At 56.7% G+C, this 16,845-nt stretch carries 15 protein-coding genes; 7 read left to right on the top strand and 8 right to left on the bottom strand.

Annotated features, from left to right (window positions below; genetic code table 11):
• Nucleotides 1-607 precede the first annotated feature (607 nt).
• From rpmB to rpsR, 4 genes are read left to right on the top strand one after another with little or no spacing between them, the layout of a single operon-like run.
• Nucleotides 608-844: a 50S ribosomal protein L28 gene (gene rpmB / locus PAB09_RS04440; RefSeq protein ID WP_025252337.1), complete on the top strand. Its 237-nt coding sequence runs from the start codon at nt 608-610 to the stop codon at nt 842-844.
• Nucleotides 845-847: 3 nt separating this feature from the next.
• Nucleotides 848-1,012: a 50S ribosomal protein L33 gene (gene rpmG, locus PAB09_RS04435; protein ID WP_012359793.1), complete on the top strand. Its 165-nt coding sequence runs from the start codon at nt 848-850 to the stop codon at nt 1,010-1,012.
• Nucleotides 1,013-1,015: 3 nt separating this feature from the next.
• Nucleotides 1,016-1,321, top strand: a complete 306-nt coding sequence (gene rpsN / locus PAB09_RS04430) for a 30S ribosomal protein S14 (RefSeq protein WP_271034838.1) — start codon at nt 1,016-1,018, stop codon at nt 1,319-1,321.
• 17 nt (nt 1,322-1,338) lie between these two features.
• Nucleotides 1,339-1,587: a 30S ribosomal protein S18 gene (rpsR, locus tag PAB09_RS04425; protein ID WP_025252335.1), complete on the top strand. Its 249-nt coding sequence runs from the start codon at nt 1,339-1,341 to the stop codon at nt 1,585-1,587.
• Between the two features lie 752 nt (nt 1,588-2,339).
• Here rpsR and PAB09_RS04420 read toward each other — a convergent pair.
• Nucleotides 2,340-3,110: a thioesterase family protein gene (locus tag PAB09_RS04420; protein ID WP_271034837.1), complete on the bottom strand. Its 771-nt coding sequence runs from the start codon at nt 3,108-3,110 to the stop codon at nt 2,340-2,342.
• Nucleotides 3,111-4,354: 1,244 nt separating this feature from the next.
• Between PAB09_RS04420 and PAB09_RS04415 the strand changes: the two genes are divergently transcribed.
• Both PAB09_RS04415 and PAB09_RS04410 read left to right on the top strand, forming a co-directional pair.
• Nucleotides 4,355-5,251 carry a putative nucleotidyltransferase substrate binding domain-containing protein gene (locus tag PAB09_RS04415; protein WP_271035265.1) on the top strand — a complete coding sequence of 299 codons (897 nt, stop codon included), beginning with the start codon at nt 4,355-4,357 and terminating at the stop codon, nt 5,249-5,251.
• Between the two features lie 236 nt (nt 5,252-5,487).
• Nucleotides 5,488-6,180 carry a TetR/AcrR family transcriptional regulator gene (locus PAB09_RS04410; RefSeq protein WP_271034836.1) on the top strand — a complete coding sequence of 231 codons (693 nt, stop codon included), beginning with the start codon at nt 5,488-5,490 and terminating at the stop codon, nt 6,178-6,180.
• Between the two features lie 156 nt (nt 6,181-6,336).
• Here PAB09_RS04410 and PAB09_RS04405 read toward each other — a convergent pair whose 3' ends face one another.
• From PAB09_RS04405 to PAB09_RS04375, 7 genes are all read right to left on the bottom strand, one after another.
• Entirely contained in the window at nt 6,337-7,170 is an 834-nt protein-coding gene (locus PAB09_RS04405) for an HpcH/HpaI aldolase/citrate lyase family protein (protein ID WP_271034835.1), read from the bottom strand.
• A gap of 155 nt (nt 7,171-7,325) precedes the next feature.
• Nucleotides 7,326-8,306, bottom strand: a complete 981-nt coding sequence (locus PAB09_RS04400) for a hypothetical protein (protein ID WP_271034834.1) — start codon at nt 8,304-8,306, stop codon at nt 7,326-7,328.
• A 128-nt stretch (nt 8,307-8,434) separates the two neighbouring features.
• Complete coding sequence (locus tag PAB09_RS04395; protein WP_271034833.1) at nt 8,435-9,226, bottom strand: hypothetical protein; 792 nt, start codon at nt 9,224-9,226, stop codon at nt 8,435-8,437.
• A gap of 396 nt (nt 9,227-9,622) precedes the next feature.
• Nucleotides 9,623-10,156 carry a hypothetical protein gene (locus PAB09_RS04390; protein WP_271034832.1) on the bottom strand — a complete coding sequence of 178 codons (534 nt, stop codon included), beginning with the start codon at nt 10,154-10,156 and terminating at the stop codon, nt 9,623-9,625.
• A gap of 460 nt (nt 10,157-10,616) precedes the next feature.
• Nucleotides 10,617-12,191: a bifunctional phosphoribosylaminoimidazolecarboxamide formyltransferase/IMP cyclohydrolase gene (gene purH / locus PAB09_RS04385; RefSeq protein ID WP_271034831.1), complete on the bottom strand. Its 1,575-nt coding sequence runs from the start codon at nt 12,189-12,191 to the stop codon at nt 10,617-10,619.
• Nucleotides 12,184-12,849 (bottom strand): phosphoribosylglycinamide formyltransferase, encoded by a 666-nt coding sequence (gene purN, locus PAB09_RS04380; protein WP_442873707.1) that lies wholly within the window; start codon nt 12,847-12,849, stop codon nt 12,184-12,186. The genes purH and purN overlap by 8 nt, the downstream gene beginning before the upstream one ends.
• Nucleotides 12,850-13,032: 183 nt before the next feature.
• Nucleotides 13,033-14,727, bottom strand: a complete 1,695-nt coding sequence (locus PAB09_RS04375) for a cell division protein PerM (RefSeq protein WP_271034830.1) — start codon at nt 14,725-14,727, stop codon at nt 13,033-13,035.
• Nucleotides 14,728-15,728: 1,001 nt separating this feature from the next.
• Here PAB09_RS04375 and PAB09_RS04370 point away from each other — a divergent pair.
• Entirely contained in the window at nt 15,729-16,445 is a 717-nt protein-coding gene (locus PAB09_RS04370; RefSeq protein ID WP_271034829.1) for a M23 family metallopeptidase, read from the top strand.
• Nucleotides 16,446-16,845 lie beyond the last annotated feature (400 nt).

Here is a 16,845-nt window from a genome sequence, read left to right as displayed (position 1 = left end):
CCGACTCCTTCAGCACGCTGATACACTCCTCACACACCCCACCACATCGCCAGGTTGTTAAAGAAGACAACCCACCTGCACTTGTGAGCTTTCCGACGCCCACCACCTCCACGGCAACAGGTTGAGATTCCCAACAACTTGTTACCGGACCCTACTTTCAACAACCATTGACGCACTGGAACCAGCCATTTAAAAAGGTGAGCTTGTCACTTTCTTGCTTGCCGACGTCGGTAAGCAAGCTTCCCCAAGCGGAGAGACGATACATAATTAAAGGAAGCAAACTTTAAATGCGCTCAATCGCGATTGCACAGCTAGCAACGAACAGGAACCCGTAGGTGTCGCGAAAAGGCTCGAAACGGGAAGCGATTAGGAAATTTCCAAGCAAGGTTGTAAGATTGCTGATTGCTGTTGTCACATTGTACGTTTACGCCCCGTCAACTGGCGTTTGGCAGCTAGCTCCACCCCGCTTTTCTAAAGCACGTGCCCACGAGGCATAAGTTTGCCACCTCGGCATCTTACATCTCGCTCGCGTTCCATTTTGTGAACGAAGCCGTGGAGTTGCTTGCCTTTCAAGCCATGATGTGGGCGGCTAGGAGAAAGAAAACCCATGTCGGCTATTTGCCAGGTCACGGGACGTCAGCCGAGCTACGGCAAGTCTGTCTCGCACTCGCACCGACGCACGTCTCGCCGTTGGAACCCCAACGTGCAGCGTCGTAAGTTCTACCTGCCCTCCGAGGGCCGTACCATCACCTTGAATGTTTCCACCAAGGGCCTGAAGATCATCGACCGCGACGGCATCGAGTCCGTTGTTGCGAAGATCCGAGCACGTGGGGAGAAGATCTAAAAGATGGCACGTAACGATATCCGCCCAATCATCAAGCTGAAGTCTACGGCTGGCACCGGTTACACCTACGTCACCCGTAAGAACAAGCGAAACAACCCCGATCGTATCACTCTGAAGAAGTACGATCCGGTAGCCCGCAAGCACGTCGAATTCCGCGAGGAGCGATAATCTATGGCTAAGAAGTCCAAGATCGCCAAGAACGAGCAGCGCAAGGAAATCGTCGCCCGCTATGCGGAGCGCCGTAACGAGCTCAAGGCAATCATCAAGAACCCTAACACCTCTGACGAGGACCGTCTGGACGCACAGTTCGAGCTGAACCGTCAGCCACGCGACGCCTCCCCAGTTCGCGTTCGTAACCGCGACTCCCGCGATGGTCGCCCACGTGGCTTCCTCCGCAAGTTCGGCGTTTCCCGTGTCCGTATGCGCGAGATGGCTCACCGCGGTGAGCTGCCTGGCGTTCGTAAGTCCAGCTGGTAATTGTCGAGGAGTTTGCAATGAAGCGCACCAACATGAAGAAGGCGCGGATGGAGCAGTCCCGCCGCCCCAAGAAGAACCCTCTCAAGGCCGCCGGTATCGAAAAGGTTGATTACAAGGACATCAACACCCTTCGCCTTTTCATCTCCGATCGCCACAAGATTCGTTCTCGTCGCGTAACCGGCCTGACCCCGCAGCAGCAGCGTCAGGTTGCCACCGCCGTCAAGAACGCTCGCGAGATGGCTCTCCTGCCGTTCACCAGCCGCTAAAGACTGGGTGGACAACGCCGCTAGCCCTTTTTGCTAGCACGCGATAACAGCTTGAAACGCTCGTTCCTTTTCAGGGACGAGCGTTTTTTGTTTTCTACGACCGCCCCGTTACCCCCCGAGCGAGCTTTGTATTCTCATCGTTGTCAGAGGGGATCAAAGGGCTCGCATCCACTATCTCCCTGAGGTATCGCGACGGCTCCTTACAAATTTGGTACTCGAATAACTGGTATCCTTCCCTTCACTTCCATCGCGCACACCTTCTAGCGCTCAAGGCGAGGATTAGGAAATTTGGGGCTTCGTCGTACTGTTCCTATCGTGATTCTTGCTCGCCACACCCGCTGCATACCCAATTCCCCGCTCAGGGGGCGAAACTCTCCACCACTGCCACCTCAACAACGAGATGCTTGTCCATATGCAGGAATCGTCTCGAAAAAACGGGCATACGGTCGCTTGCCCATCTGGATTTCTACCTTTCACCTCTTTCGGCAAGGTTTGTTTGGATCGATGCCAGCCAACGGTCGAGTTTCTCGATATCGAACGCCACGTCTTTCCGATTATCTCTGTCACGTTCAATCTGAAGGCATTTCCCCTTACTTCATTCAAGCTTTTTGGCTGCTGCATTCAAACAGGTAAAAGCAAGGCAGGCTCTTCTTATAGCGGATTTTCTGCCCGAGTAGTCTTAGCACCCCGCCTTCGACATTCATGATTGGACAAGCCTGAGTAGTGCTGCTGGCTTCGTAATCTGCGGTGTCTTAGATCTTACGGAGGGTGAGGATCTGCTCTGCTCGCCCGACAGGGCCGTGGACATCATGGAGCACTGAGCTTGTCAATCCGATTCCTTCAGCACCCCAATACACCTTCGTATCCAATCCCGTCCATGCCCCGTCCGGTTGTCGGTACAAGTGGACGGTCAGGTCAACATTGGGAAATGCCCACTCCGTTGGCTGACGGCGGGGACTTACTCCATTGGCCACGTCGATGCGGGCAAAGAATTCGGCAACTTCAATACGCGGCTCCCCCTCAATCAACTGATTGTCGGAGGTCAGCCAGATCGCTCCATGTCCCGGTTCAATAGGGCCCGCTTTCCGGAAATGCATTTGTTCAATGAAACCACCACCCCAGAGCCCCTGAAGGGTTCCTTCCGGGCACTCATCTGGCGCAGGTAGGCGATGTTCGTCCATGTGAGCCACCTCAGCAGTGTCGGCAGCTGCTAGGTACCAGGCCCTGGCGCTAATCATCGCGCGTCCACCAATACTAGCCGTGGCCTGTACGAGTTCGATGGTGCGTCCAGGACGCAAAACCTCGACGTCAACTGCCACCTCCTCAAACGGCAGCCTTCCGAGAATGTCAAAGGAAACGCGGCTTAAGACTAGTTCTGCGTTCGGGCGCGAGCGTTCAATCTCATTGACCATTAGACCCGCTAAAGCGCTGAAGTGATAGTCCTCCCTGGACCATGCGCCTTCCGTGTGTCGGGACGGCTCAAAGCGGTTATCGGCGATTCGGCGGAAATAGAAGTTGCCCATAGGGTTCTCCAATTTGTAATTAAGTTCAGTTTTTTGAGGGGTGTTTGTCCGGATCGCAGTGGAAGCACCTTTGTTCAGTCAGCGCTTACCACAGCGCACCAGCACGATTCGAGGCAAAGACTTCCTTGTCACTCTTAGGTTCTCAGTACTCCCTTATCAATGTCGAAGGCGCATTTCGGCCCTTACATCACGCGCCTGTGCCGGCGGCCACATAAGTCCGGGCTGAAGATGCATTTCGAATTGGCGGTACAAATCTCGGTCGACGCTTCAATTCACACATCGGCATTCCAGCAGCCTTGCACAGGTAATTTCACCGTCCAGTTCCGACATCAGTCATTAGCATGCCCCCTTATTCTCCAGCGATTACGGATCAAAAGCTGCACCAGACTGTACCTGCCAGAAATGTGTCTTACAACACGTTGTTAACAAAAAGCAACGCTGCTCACCCCCGAATCGGCCTTACATCCCATCGTCAGGGCCTGTTCTTTCCGAGTAAAGCTCAAAGACAAAATACCCCTCCCGCCCCCACCATCACCACAAAATAGCCGTCCACTTCCTCTCGATGCAGCCAAAACCCCAGAAAGTTGAGAATCCCGACCCCACATTCAGCAACGGTAATCATCTCCCACCCCGCCTTGGAGACACATAAGCAATCGACCCATCGTGCACACATACCCCAGGCGCCCCTACCCCGGATGAACCACACTACGAATTCATGGATTTGTCTTTTCATCTCAACAGGCAAACCATATAAGTTTGCTAGGCAGACGATGTCCCAACCATTTAAGCTCGATCGAGGCTACTAATGGTCGATTGCCATTAAGGAATCAGTCTTCCTACCACTCTGTGGACGTCGACTAGCTAAAGCAGTTGTTGGAAACTTCGAATGCGAAGTACGCCTCTCCTTCCGTACGAACTCAAAGTTTGTGAATTGAACCTTGTCAATCGCAAGATTTTTATCCGAATTCATGGGGCGAGATTAAGGAGAACAAACGGCCGTAGGCTACATTGAAGAGTGCTAGAAATTGTTCCAAATCTTCGGACAAAGGCCATCTACACCCCGCAATGGTGGACCAGAAATCCACTGCCGCTTGATCGAGTACACGCAATTATCCACAATTAACGTTGCGTGCTTAAGCAATGGAACAATGAAAGAAACAATTCAGTAGTTGTCCACAGAGTGCCCATGGGTTTCAAATCCATGGACTGTGAGCCCATTTTTTAAAAGGGAAGACGAAAACGTGCTGCATTCATCTTTGATCGAGCTCGCTGAACAAGCACCCCTGTGCTCCAATACACCCATGCTCCGTGGGGTGCTCGCTGAGTCCCAAGACTTGGTACGCAACGCCGTCGATCATGACGAGAACCTTCAAGAGCTCGTCGCATGGTTTTCTGCGCTCATAACGGATGCCCTACATTCTCCCGCGGTTGAGGAGCTCACCGGAGGTGCTCGCATTGTCCTTACCGGTTCGGTTGGTCGCGGTGATGCCCTTCCAAACTCCCCCATTAAGTGGCTTGCCGTGGGCCCTGCAGATGCCAACACCGAACCCTTGACCAAACTAATCACAGGTGTTGGGCTCAATACTGACGTAACCCCATTGGGTTCTGCACCACGTACGAAACAGGAATGGATCCAGGCAGTCAAGGACGCTGATAGCTCACAGCTCGCGATCTTCGCTGATGCCGGAACCTGGCTACTCGAATCGGTGCTTGCTCGTGGCGAACATGAAGGACTGCTGGCCGACGCCATCGCCTTGCGACCGCCAGCCGTACAACTGCTCGAAGGACTCCCCGACCGCGACGTACGCTTTGACGTTCGGCGGGACCTGCTTTACCCCATCATTGCTATTGCCCGTTGGGCAGGAGTCGCAGCAGGCTCGGAGGCACTAACCACGTTGGATCGAATTGATGCTGGGCTTTCCGCCGGACATCTCAGCGTGGCGCAGGCCGATTATTTGCGCGAAGCATGGGCAGCCGGCCTTCAGTTGCAATTCCGTCGCTGGACTGACCGAATTGACAACCAGCGTTCGACCGCCGAATACCTCCCGCCGTTGCAGCGATCCATTTATGGCGCTTCTGCGCGCTCGGTGAGCGAAGTTGCACACTCACTAGCCAGTGAGCACGGGATCACTCTGAGTTAGTTTGTCTGAAACCCGCCAGAAAAACTTCCGCACGCAGCACGACAATTAACGACAACCCGCGATGGGGACACCCCGTCCGATTCGGCGATGCACCGAAATAAGTGAATCGGTAATTGGTGCAGGTAGATTACGCAATGACGGGTTTCAACCTAGCGTTGTATAGAATAGAAAGTCCGCGCGCTCTTTAAGTCTTCGAGCGCCCAAGCTTTAAAAGGGAAAGGGGTGTGAAACCAAACATGGCAGGAGCTGTTGGCCGCCCGCGCAAGAAGAGCCCTCGCCGCCGTGGCAGCACGGCACGCGAGGAGATCTTGGATGCTTCCGCGGAGCTGTTTACCACCCAGGGTTTCGCAACGACATCCACCCACCAGATCGCTGATGCCGTCGGCATTCGCCAGGCGTCGTTGTACTATCACTTCCCTTCTAAGACGGAGATATTCCTTAAGCTGCTGAATTCGACAGTGGAGCCTTCCACTCGTCTGGCGGCTCTTCTTGGTGAGGCTGAGGTTAACGCCCCCCTTCGCCTGTGGGCATTGACGGCTGCGGAATGCCGCCTGTTGCTGTCGTCGCGGTGGAACGTCGGTCGCCTTTATCAGCTTCCTGTTGCGTCTTCAGAAGAATTTTCCGATTATCATGCGCAGCGTGCTCAGCTGGAGCAAATTTTCCGAGACATCGCAGGCGAAATCGTCGGTCCTGAGGATCCGCGGGTGGATCTTCCTTTCCACATCGCTTTGTCGGTGATTGAAATGCGCAAGAACGACGGCGTGGTTCCCTTCCCCTTGTCGGATGAAACTCTGCCAGAACTTGCGATTATGCTTGCCGACGCTGTACTCGCCGTTTTGGGTACGAAGCTGCCGGATAACCGAGTTGAGCGAACGTTGGAGCTCATCCAGCAAGCCAACGAGCAACTCGAAGACAGCGAAGAAAGCTAGAACCTCAACCCGCTTTTCTCGCACCAGAAATCCCATGATGCCCAGGCTATTTAGCCTGGGCATTGGCATAAAAGTAGAGGTCGCGATTCACTATCGTGTGCTTGCCCACATCAAAGATGATGGCCTCAGGATTTGTCTGACGGGTGACCAGACTACCTAAATCTCCGCGCGGGACAACAAGATGGAAGCTAGCTTGATTAAGGGAGCATCCACCATTTCGCCGTCCAGCTTGAAAGCGCCAGGGTGCTTCTTAGTTTCCTCAGCGATGCGATGCGCCCACTGGAGCTGCTCCTCTGTTGGACGGAATGCCTTTCGCACGACCTCCACCTGTCGTGGGTGAATGCACGGGAAAAGCTGAAATCCCATGCGCGCGGAATCCAGAGCCTCGAAGTAGAGTCCCGCCTCGTCCTGGAAGTCTTGATAGACGGCGTCCATCGCAAATTTGCCCGCGGCAGCCGCATGAATGAGGGTCAATTGCCGGGCGAGCTCCATCGCTGGCCGATATGAGCCCGGATGCGGCTCGTCACTGCGACGGCGCGAGTACAGTCCGCCGAGGGCGATGGTGAGGTCGTCGGCCCCCCAATACAAGCCCACCACATTGTCGTCGGCAGCTATCTCAGCGATATTGAGTACCGCTTGTGGTGTCTCGATGATGGGGACAATGTTGAGTCCGTCAAGGTGAGGAGGCAGGTGCGCTCCTACCTTCGGCACGATGACGTTTGTGTATTCGGTCGAACGTACAAAAGCAAGGTCGTCGGCGTGATAAGGATCTTGTGGTCCCACGATGCGCACGAAAGTACGTGCCGGATCGAGGTGCGCGTTGCGGATGTTGCCATACGCCACGTCACGATCGACATCGCCTGCTCCGTCTTCAAGGTCAAGAATGACCATGTCCGCGCGGGCCGCGGCCTTCGGAATAATCTCCGCTCGGTTGGAAGGGGCAAAAAGAATCGCAGGTCCTGGAATGTGAAAGCCATCTGGAGAAGTCATAAGACCTTAGAGTACCTATTTCTTCTCGTCTCGGTACCCAGAATCGAGTTTGTGCATCGTGCTACGCGGCTCAAAACCGGTCGCAGTGCTCGCGGGAACCTTCCTCGTCTCCTAGGACTACCGGTGCAGGGAATACCGTACACTCAAGCGGCTTCCTACACGCAGTTTGCCGGTGCGAGGGGGACCGTCAGCGCCGACAACTTGCCGGCCAACGCGCTCAGCAGGGCTTGGGCGGACTCATAACTGCCATCGGCAGCATGGGCGGTCAGAGCCACCGGTACGTGGACGCCACCGATTTCCACGATTCCGAATTGACGCGCGTCATAAGCGCCGGAGACATCGGGTCCCCAGCCACCCTTGAACCGTGCTTGTGGCAACGTGCCCAGGCCATAGGACTGCCCCGAGTCGACCTGTCCCATTGCCGTGAGGACTTCCGCCGCGCCCGAAAGACAGGCTACGTTGCTTGCGAAGGCCACCTGAGCATCCAGCGACCATTGCGTCTGCCCGAAGACGGTGTAGGGCGGTCGCAAAGGCCGATCATTGACCACCGTGGTGCTATCGCCCGCCTCCGCGAGGATTGCCTGGACGCTGTCACGCGGGGTCAGCAACGAGTCCCACATCGCTTGGGCCGCCGCGTTGTCTGAATAGGTGATAGCGGCCAGCATGTTCGATCGCTGGCCTGGATCATTGCGCAGCGCCGCGATAGCGATGGGAACCTTGATGGTCGACCACGCCGGGATGCCACTGGTGGTTCCAGCGGAGGCAATGCCGCCTGCTCCCTGGGTCGCAACGCCCACGTGCCCGCCGAGGCTTGATTGCACCTCGTTGACGATCACTTCAAGTTCCGCCTGCAGTCCAGCCGCATCGGCTGGGCCACTTTGCTGCTCAACGGGCCCTGTCGCGGGCTGTGTTTCCCGCGTGTCCCGCGTGTCCGGCGCATCCGAAATTGGTGCTGAGTCGATAATCGTCGGGGTGACGCTGGGCATCGTCGGCGTGGCTGTGGCGGAAGCTCGTTGTTCCGGGTCACCGATCGTACAACCGGTGGTAGCAAATATTGCGATGCACAGTCCAAGACCGGCACATGTGCGCGTACCCTTCCTTAAGGTTGGTTTTTGATTATTCGCGAACGTGGTCATTTCCAGTTTTCCTTTTTCGGTGACGTGGCGCGGATCTATTGATAACTCCGACACGGGTGCGTGCCCCACTGCTTGCCGACGCCGTCCTGCCTGCTCGCCTTAGCGTGCGACGTTGTCCCGCCGCCTGACTAGGCAATGTAAACGAGGTAGCCGTTGTCGCTGCTACAGGTTACAAGCTTTCCCGAGTCCTGGCAGTGCAGGTATTCGTCCGTGCCGGACTGAGCCACTTTGATTGCTAGATCCATATTTGTGCTCCCTGTGCGCACGAATTCAACGACGAAGGCATCTCGGATAATGGTCGCAATTTCTGGTGTGGTTTGCTCATTTCCTACCCACACGCTGTTGAAGTTGCCGCTGGCTATGCCCTCGCGAGCCGCCTCATTGGCTGCGACTGCGCCTTCCGGTAGTGCTGGCTCGGTGATAGCCGAACCAGAAAGGTTATCGTTATTGCTGACAAGGAATATGACGAGGGCGATAATACACAGCAGCAATGCAGTGCTCACCGCCGCGATTGCAGCAATGAGCACGGTTCTCGTTCGTGGTTGGGATTGAATCCGCACGCTGTGCGCGGACATGTGGGCAACTGGTCGTACCTGAACGATGCGTCGGGTTACCCGTCGATATCCGTTGCCGGGCAGAGCTGTCGTAGTCATGGGTTTAACAGGCTCCTGCGCTCCAAGCGGCAAGGAAGCCGGTTGGTCGCCCTGCGTTGCAGCCAGTTGCTTATCGTTTACTCCCGAATCGAAAGGGGAAAAGGGAAGCCCGCTCGAAACGGTGGCGCCAGACGCGATGCCGGTGTCACCGCCGGCCTTAAGCTGAGCAGGGAAGCTTGCCGTTGGCGGAAACGGCGCGGAAGTCGCGGCCGGCGAAGGCTTGTTGGCAGGAGATTTCAGCTCCTCCGGCTCTACTTGACTTGCCATGTGTTGCTCTCCTACCAGCCCTCATGTGGCACGTATCATCCGTGTACTTGAAGGCGTAGCTCTTTTTCCATCAGGAACGAACTAAATTCTCTCAGTTTCCCTCTAGGCACGGCAATAGCACGCACCCCAGAAACTGCAGACTCCATGTGAGGACAGCGCCAAAGTGGTCATGGGATACTTGCGTGCGAATTCCTCCACCCGTTCCAAGAGTGAAGCTTTTTCGTCTTTGTCATGTCCCCGCACAGCAGTAGGTCACGGCCCGCATGGCGATACTGGCCGATGGTGCATGAGCCCTCCTGTGTTTCCAACGAGTGCCTCTGTGCCAATGCCTTGCTCATCGAGGCAGTAACCGGTGCTTCGCCACTGACCACCCGCGTGCCACAGCCTAGGCGGATCTTAGTAGATCTTTACCACCGCGTTCTTGCCGCCAGAACAGGTGGTGACCCCGCCCGAGTAATAGCACGACATCGTGTAATTTAGTCCAGTTGATGGGGAATAAGCGGTGATGGTGGAGTTGAGCGCGCCGGTACTTTGATAGTTGGCAACATAAGCGGAGTACACATTGGCGGCAAAGCCGTCCGAGGTCACCGACGTTGCTGGGTAATAGGTACTGAAGCTAACACCCGAATTGGCAACAGGTGCCGCAGGGCCCGCAGGTGCAGCAGGCGCCTGCTGCTGCTCCTGCGCCGGTGCTGGCACAACCACGGTTGAAGTAGTCGGCGCGGCGTCTTCCTTGCCGTTTTGAACAAGGAAGTAGCCACCGACGCCGAGGCCCGCAAGGAGTAACACACAAACGATAGCCAAGACGACCCACAATCCCGTGTTGGAAGGCTGGCGCTGCGGGGCAAGAATCACTTGCTCGTAGGGCTGCTGAATCGGCTGTTGCTGCGGTGGATAGCTAAAACTAGGATCCGGATTCATCTGTGTCATGAGAAACCTCAAACATCTCGTCGCACCCCACATGCCTATAAGCGTGGATGTCGGGAGGGACAACATCGTAGACACGCGGGTTATTGAAACGCTAAGAACAGTTAAAGTTTAGCCTTCATGACATCATTTTTCCCCAGTCACGAACCCACGTTTCCCGCTGGTTACCCCCTCTTTTTCGCATTTAATTTAGGCATCTTGCACCGTCTCGGCCACTTACTTCACTCGGCATTCGCACATGTGGGGCATCCATTTCGCCCCCGCTTGTGACCTGACTAATATATGCCTGCCACCAGTCACACCGGAAGCGGACATCACAACCTTTGCCCACTCGCGGCAGGTGGGCGTCGGCAAGCAGGTGCCACATGACAAAACCCGCCGGCCGACGATCGCCTCTGCTGCGACCGACGGATTCGGCGGGCTTCAAGGAATAGAATCCCTTCAGGATTCCTTGGATAGGAACCTAGTGCGCGAAGTGGCGGGCTCCGGTGAGATACATCGTCACCCCAGCCGCCTTCGCGGCCTCGATGACCTCGGCATCACGGATAGATCCACCCGGCTGCACAACGGCGGTGACGCCGGCGTCGGCAAGCACCTGGAAGCCGTCCGCGAACGGGAAGAAGGCATCGGAGGCGGCAACGGACCCCTCGGAGCGCTTCTCGTCGCCGGCCAAGGTGTTGGCACGCTCGACTGCGAGCTTAGCGGAGTCAACTCGGTTGACCTGCCCCATGCCCACGCCTACGGTAGCACCGTTCTTCGACAGTAAGATGGCGTTGGACTTCACGGCGCGAACCGCGCGCCACGCGAACTCGAGCTCTGCCAGCAGCTCAGGCGAGGCAGCCTCGCCGGTAGCCAGGGTCCAGTTCGCGGCGTTATCGCCTTCGGCCTGGTAGGCGTCGTGCTCCTGGAGCAACTTGCCGCCGGAAACTTCCTTGCTCTCGAAAGCGTTGGTGGTTGGCTTCTTGGCAACCAGGATGCGGATGTTCTTCTTCTGGGAGAGGATCTCCACGGCACCGTCCTCATAGGAAGGTGCGATGATGACCTCGGTGAAGATCTCCGCGACCTGCTTGGCCATTTCCACACTCACCTCGCGGTTGGAGGCAATCACGCCGCCGAAGGCGGAAACCGGATCGCAGGCGTGAGCGTTGCGGTGTGCCTCGGCGATCGAGGTGTCGGACACGGCGATACCGCACGGGTTCGCGTGCTTGATGATGGCAACGCAAGGGCGATCGTGGTCCCAGGCGGCGCGCCAGGCTGCGTCGGAGTCGGTGTAGTTGTTGTAGCTCATCTCCTTGCCGTGCAGCTGGGTGGCCTGGGCCAGCCCCTCTTCGCCGGCGTGAGTGTACAAGGCTGCGGCCTGGTGCGGGTTTTCGCCGTAACGCAGCACGCCCTCGCGGGTGTAGGTCTGGCCGATCCATGCCGGGAACTTCTCGTCCTCGTCCATGATCTGCTCGCCCATCCAGGTGGCGACGGCAACGTCGTAGCTTGCGGTGTGGCGGAAGGCCTCCACGGCCAGTGCGGTGCGCTGCGCGCGGGTGAATCCACCGGCGGCAATGGCCTCGGTGACCTCACCATAGCGGGCAGGGTCAACGACCACGGCAACGGACGGGTGATTCTTGGCGGCAGCGCGCACCATGGACGGGCCTCCGATGTCGATCTGCTCGACGCAGGCATCGAAGTCCGCACCCGAGGCAACGGTCTCGGTGAAGGGGTACAGGTTGACCACCACGAGCTGGAATGGTTCGATCTCCAGCTCGGCGAGCTGGTCGAGGTGATCCTGCTTGCGGGTATCGGCCAGGATTCCTGCGTGCACGCGCGGGTGCAGGGTCTTCACGCGACCCTCGAGGCACTCTGGGAAGCCGGTGAGCTTCTCGACTGGGGTGACGTCGATGCCAAGCGCTGCGATCTTGGCTGCGGTAGAGCCGGTGGAGACGATCTCCACGCCAGCATCGTTGAGGGCGCGTGCCAGGTCCTCGAGACCCGTCTTGTCGTAGACGCTAATCAGCGCGCGCTTGATTGCCTTAAGGTCATCACTCATTAGTGAAGGACACCTCTCCTGAATTTTTCTCCGCGCCCATGACCACGACCGCGGAGTTGAGTACGGACACGATGAGCTTTCGCTCTACTTGCTTGATCCTCTCGTGCAGATCCGCTTCAGCCTCCCCCGGCAGAATTTCCACCGGCTTCTGGGCGATGATCTTTCCGGTGTCCACGCCTTCGTCGACGAAGTGCACGGTGGAGCCGGTGACCTTGACGCCATAGGCTAGCGCGTCACGCACGGCGTGCGCACCTGGGAAAGCGGGCAACAATGCCGGGTGGGTATTGATGATGCGGCCCCCGAACTGTTCGAGGAAGGGCTGTCCGAGGATCTTCATGAATCCTGCGGAAACCACCAGGTCCGGTTCGAATCCTGCCACGGCCGCGGCAAGCTTTTCGTTCCACGCGCCGCGATCAGCACCTTTTTCCAAAGGGACCGTCACAGCCGGGATTCCGGCTCTCTCGGCGCGTCCAACTGCGGGACACTCCACATCGGTGACCACACCAACCACCCTGTAACCTGACCTACCAACAGAAAAATCACCAGTCTCCTGGTGATCGATGATGGCCTGCAACAAGGTGCCCGAACCACTCGCCATGACGACGATGGGAAGGAGGTCGGTTCGATTTTCTGACACGAGAGATTCAGTGCTGGTCACTCGGAATATTCTAGCGCCCGATCCCAGCTTGTCCACCTTCTAGCCCTTCCCTCAGCATGAAGGACGGCAGCGAAGCCGTCCCCTTTAGCCCCCGCGAATCATTTCCGCTACTTGCGACTCTCCCCTGTTGACTCACCGTCTCCAGCTTCCGACGCCTTTCCAGCAACGTCATCTAAGTTATTTTCACTTTCCGCCCCCCTGCGCCTCCTCCTGGTCGCTGATATCCGCTCCGCCTTGCCCTTGGGCGTCATGTTCATCACCACGGTCCCCGTGGGGCTGGATGCCTGAGTCAACGTCTTCTGAATCATTCGGGATTTCTTCGGTGGTGTCTTCGCCCGGAGCATAAGGCGCACTCGATTGCGCAGAATCTTCCACAGCACCTTCATCTCCTCTCCCGAACCCCGCGGTTTCGGTGCCCGAGTCGGCATCACCGTCCATGTCAAAGCCCGAGTCATCGGCTTCCGAACCATTGGCATCTCCAGTAGCGCCTTCAAATTCAGTTGCATCTGATTGAACAATGCCTTCTTCGGAATCGTTCGAATGACCGCCGGCAGCTTCGTCGTAAGGCGTATCTTCATCTTCGCCGTCTGCTTCGTTTGCGTGCTTGACGACGCCTACGGTCGCCGCCTTCATCGCCTGAACAGAAGCTTCCTCGGCGTCGTTAGGACTGAACTTCGCATCCTCAGCAGCCGCGTGGGACTCATGCTCATCGGTGTCTGGATCGTCGCCCAAGGCAGTTTCTTGCTGAGAATCCACCGCTCTAGTTACCCCGCGATCGAGCACGGAAGCCACCGCCGAGGCCATGATCGTGATGCCACCGACCCACGCTGCGGTTAGTCCAGCGCTGAGCCACACGTGCGGACCGAAGTAGCCATAAACCCCCAGCGCGCCGCCGGCAAAATAGGCCGTTAGTAACGCATAGACCCCAGCGAAAATGCCGCCAAGCACGCCCACCTTGAGTGCAGGAACGTTGCGCATGACCGACAACAACACCCCTAGCGAAGGCGCGAGAAGCGCAACCATGGCCCAAGTTTGCGATGTATGCGGAAGCGCAGCGAGCACCGGCAGCGGAGGCAGCGGCACGAGATTGACACCAAAAAGGGAAACCGAGCCTTGCCCGAGGATGAGCTGCGATCCCACCGTCGTTGCCGCGGTGAAAACGATCGCGTTGGGAAGATACAGAAGACTCAGGACGCTTACCGCAATAGCTCCGGCGGTGGAGTAGTTAGCGTAAATGGCCGAAGCATCCCCCAGATGCATGACAAACGCGACGCTATAAACTATTGCCGCACCACCGGCGATGTATTTCAATGCTCGCACTGCATCAAGAGATGCTTCAACGAACCATTCCGGAACAACGAAACGACGACACAAGGCCTGCCAGAGCCTGCGCCCCATGCCCCACACGAGAGCCACCGCATGCAACAACCCAGTTCGAAGCACCGCCTCGCCTATCGGTGGAGAGTCCACATCAAAAACCGAGGATGCGTCGTACAGCATGGCGCACGCTGTGAGCGTCAAAAGTATCGGAATCCCCAATACACATAGGGTCAAGACACCCAGATCAGCAAGGCTCACGCGATCCTTTACCGCACGGTACACGCGCCGGGAAATCGCCCAAACCAATAATAATGCTGGTAGCAAGGGCAAAGCCGAAAGCTCTTGACCACGCCCGACAACAGGCCCCAGATTGATGACCAACCAGAACTGCGCAATCACGCTAGGCATTGCGGTCATGGTCGTCGAGGTTGCAATCAGCGCAACGAGAGCGAAGGCGATGCTTGATGCCACGACAATGAGGTTGGGAAGTACCGTTACCGGCAAGAAGGCGCGCATGCGCGAGGAAAACGTCGGATCAATCGTGCGCGTTTCGGGCACGGCTTTCCTTCGGGCACCACGCCTCCCGGCTGATTGCGGACGCTGCGCAGATGCCGGGCCATTCGGCGCTTCCGAACGTCGGGGCGGGCGACGCCCAGCGGAACCTCGATGAGGACCTGCCTGCGGGTGCGGACTGGACTTCTTGCTCATTCCATCAACCATGCCACGTCTAACCGGACTACGGGGATACCCACGGCGAACTTTCCCATTTTGAAAAGCAAATTCCGTGCCGCACCTAATACTCGAGCCCACTGCAATTCAGAGTTTCACTCATTCCTTTCCAAAGAAAGAAGCGCTCAACAAAATCCTTCTCGCTGCCACCAAAAAGTAGAAAGGTGGCCTCCAATTATGATCCTCTCACCCTCAGGGCCACGAGATTGCTTAGAACCTGCGCTACAAAGCTCCACTCCATCGCTTGCAAGCTCAACTGTCCGCCTAAAGCGCTGGATACCCTAGCAGGTCTTTAGCTCGAAGTGTCCTACCGATCCCATACCTTATATTCTTATATATAGGCGTAGATTCTTAAGGGATCGTTCAAGGTAGCGATCGTTAGTTGAAGGGAAAGCTAGCCGCGCACGCAAAAGCAGATGAATTTCCCCATGAATGAGATTCCCCTTTTACACTTTTCTAACATTTTCTTTAGAATCACCAGTCGGAATTAAGGCTTTTTAACCTGCTCACGGCCGTTAGATTCAGCCGTTACACGCGTAGCAATCACGCAATGAAGGTTGTTCACAAATCTCACATTTGCCCCAAATTACACACCGCGCGGAAAAATCTTCAAACTTTTTTTGAGGCATTTTTCCCAGCTATGTAACGTTTTTTGAGTGAGACAAAGAAAGAATCCTTCAAAACAGGTTGATTGAATTGTTACAAACAGCTATCGTTACGTCCGGTAAATAACAAGTTGGTTACAGAGTTGGGCCAAAAGGAAATCCATCCTCAAAAAGCCTTGAATCAGTAGCTGACAAAACTGGAAAGACTTAGGGAAGTAGGCCTCAATGCAGCAGAAGCGGCAGATCGCTGGTGGAAAGCACCGCAAGCAGACCTCTCAGACCAAGGGTCGCGCTGCATTCGTAGCATTGGCTACGACTGCGGTTTCCACCGCTGGTGCTAGCGGTGCCGCACTTGCGCACACCTCCAATGCAAATGGTGCTGAGATCGAACTTACTGCCAACGAGGCAGCATCTCTCCCAGAGGGCTCCTCCGCCCCTCAGATCCTCGCCATCGCAGAGTTCAAGCCTGTCGCAGACTTGGCCACTCAGCTCACCAAGGCAGCCCAGTACAGCCAAGAAGTCGCTGCGGCCGACCAGCTTGCGCGCACCCCTAAGGTGACGGTCGCCCGTCCAGCCGAAGGTACGTTTACGTCCGGTTTCGGCCCTCGCTGGGGCGCTTTCCACGCTGGCATCGATATCGCTAATACCATCGGCACTCCGATCTACGCTGTCATGAGTGGCACCGTCATCGACTCCGGCCCAGCTTCCGGATACGGCCAGTGGATCCGCATCAAGCACGAAGACGGCTCCGTTTCGGTCTACGGCCACATGGAGACCCTCGACGTCGCCGTCGGTGAGCACGTTGAAGCTGGTCAGAAGATTGCCGGTATGGGTTCTCGCGGCTTCTCCACCGGTAGCCACCTGCACTTTGAAATCCACCCAGATGGCACCACCCCGGTCGATCCTGCTGCATGGCTCGCTGAGCGCGGAATCGTCGTCTAATACCTTTGCTTTCTCCTCAAGCCTCATGGCATCACCTCCGGGTGAATGTCATGAGGCTTCGTGGTTTTTTACACTGGCTCCGGTGCCGAAGCAGTCCCCCACCGGATCAAGCAAGCCCCTTCCTCGACTGAAACAAATACCGCCCTCTCTCCCCTTAGCTTGCGCACACAGTGCCACACCTCTTTGTCTGCCCAAACGCCCATTGGCGTTACAGTCACGCATCCCTCGTTGCTATGCTCCAGGTGTGGCAGGCTCCCCAACTTCGCCTACCAGCCTCAACCACAGCCCCGTCCGTGGGTTAGCGACCGTTTCACGCATCCATCAACCAGTGACTGTCACTTTCAGACACGGGCTTCGTTTTATTTGACCGCGTCCATTCGATGGGGCTAAGAAATGTGTT

This window comes from Corynebacterium sp. SCR221107 (assembly GCF_027886475.1).
Lineage (GTDB): Bacteria > Actinomycetota > Actinomycetes > Mycobacteriales > Mycobacteriaceae > Corynebacterium.
The sequence above is the reverse complement of the archived record's forward strand: the minus strand, read 5'-3'. Positions and strand labels throughout refer to the sequence as shown.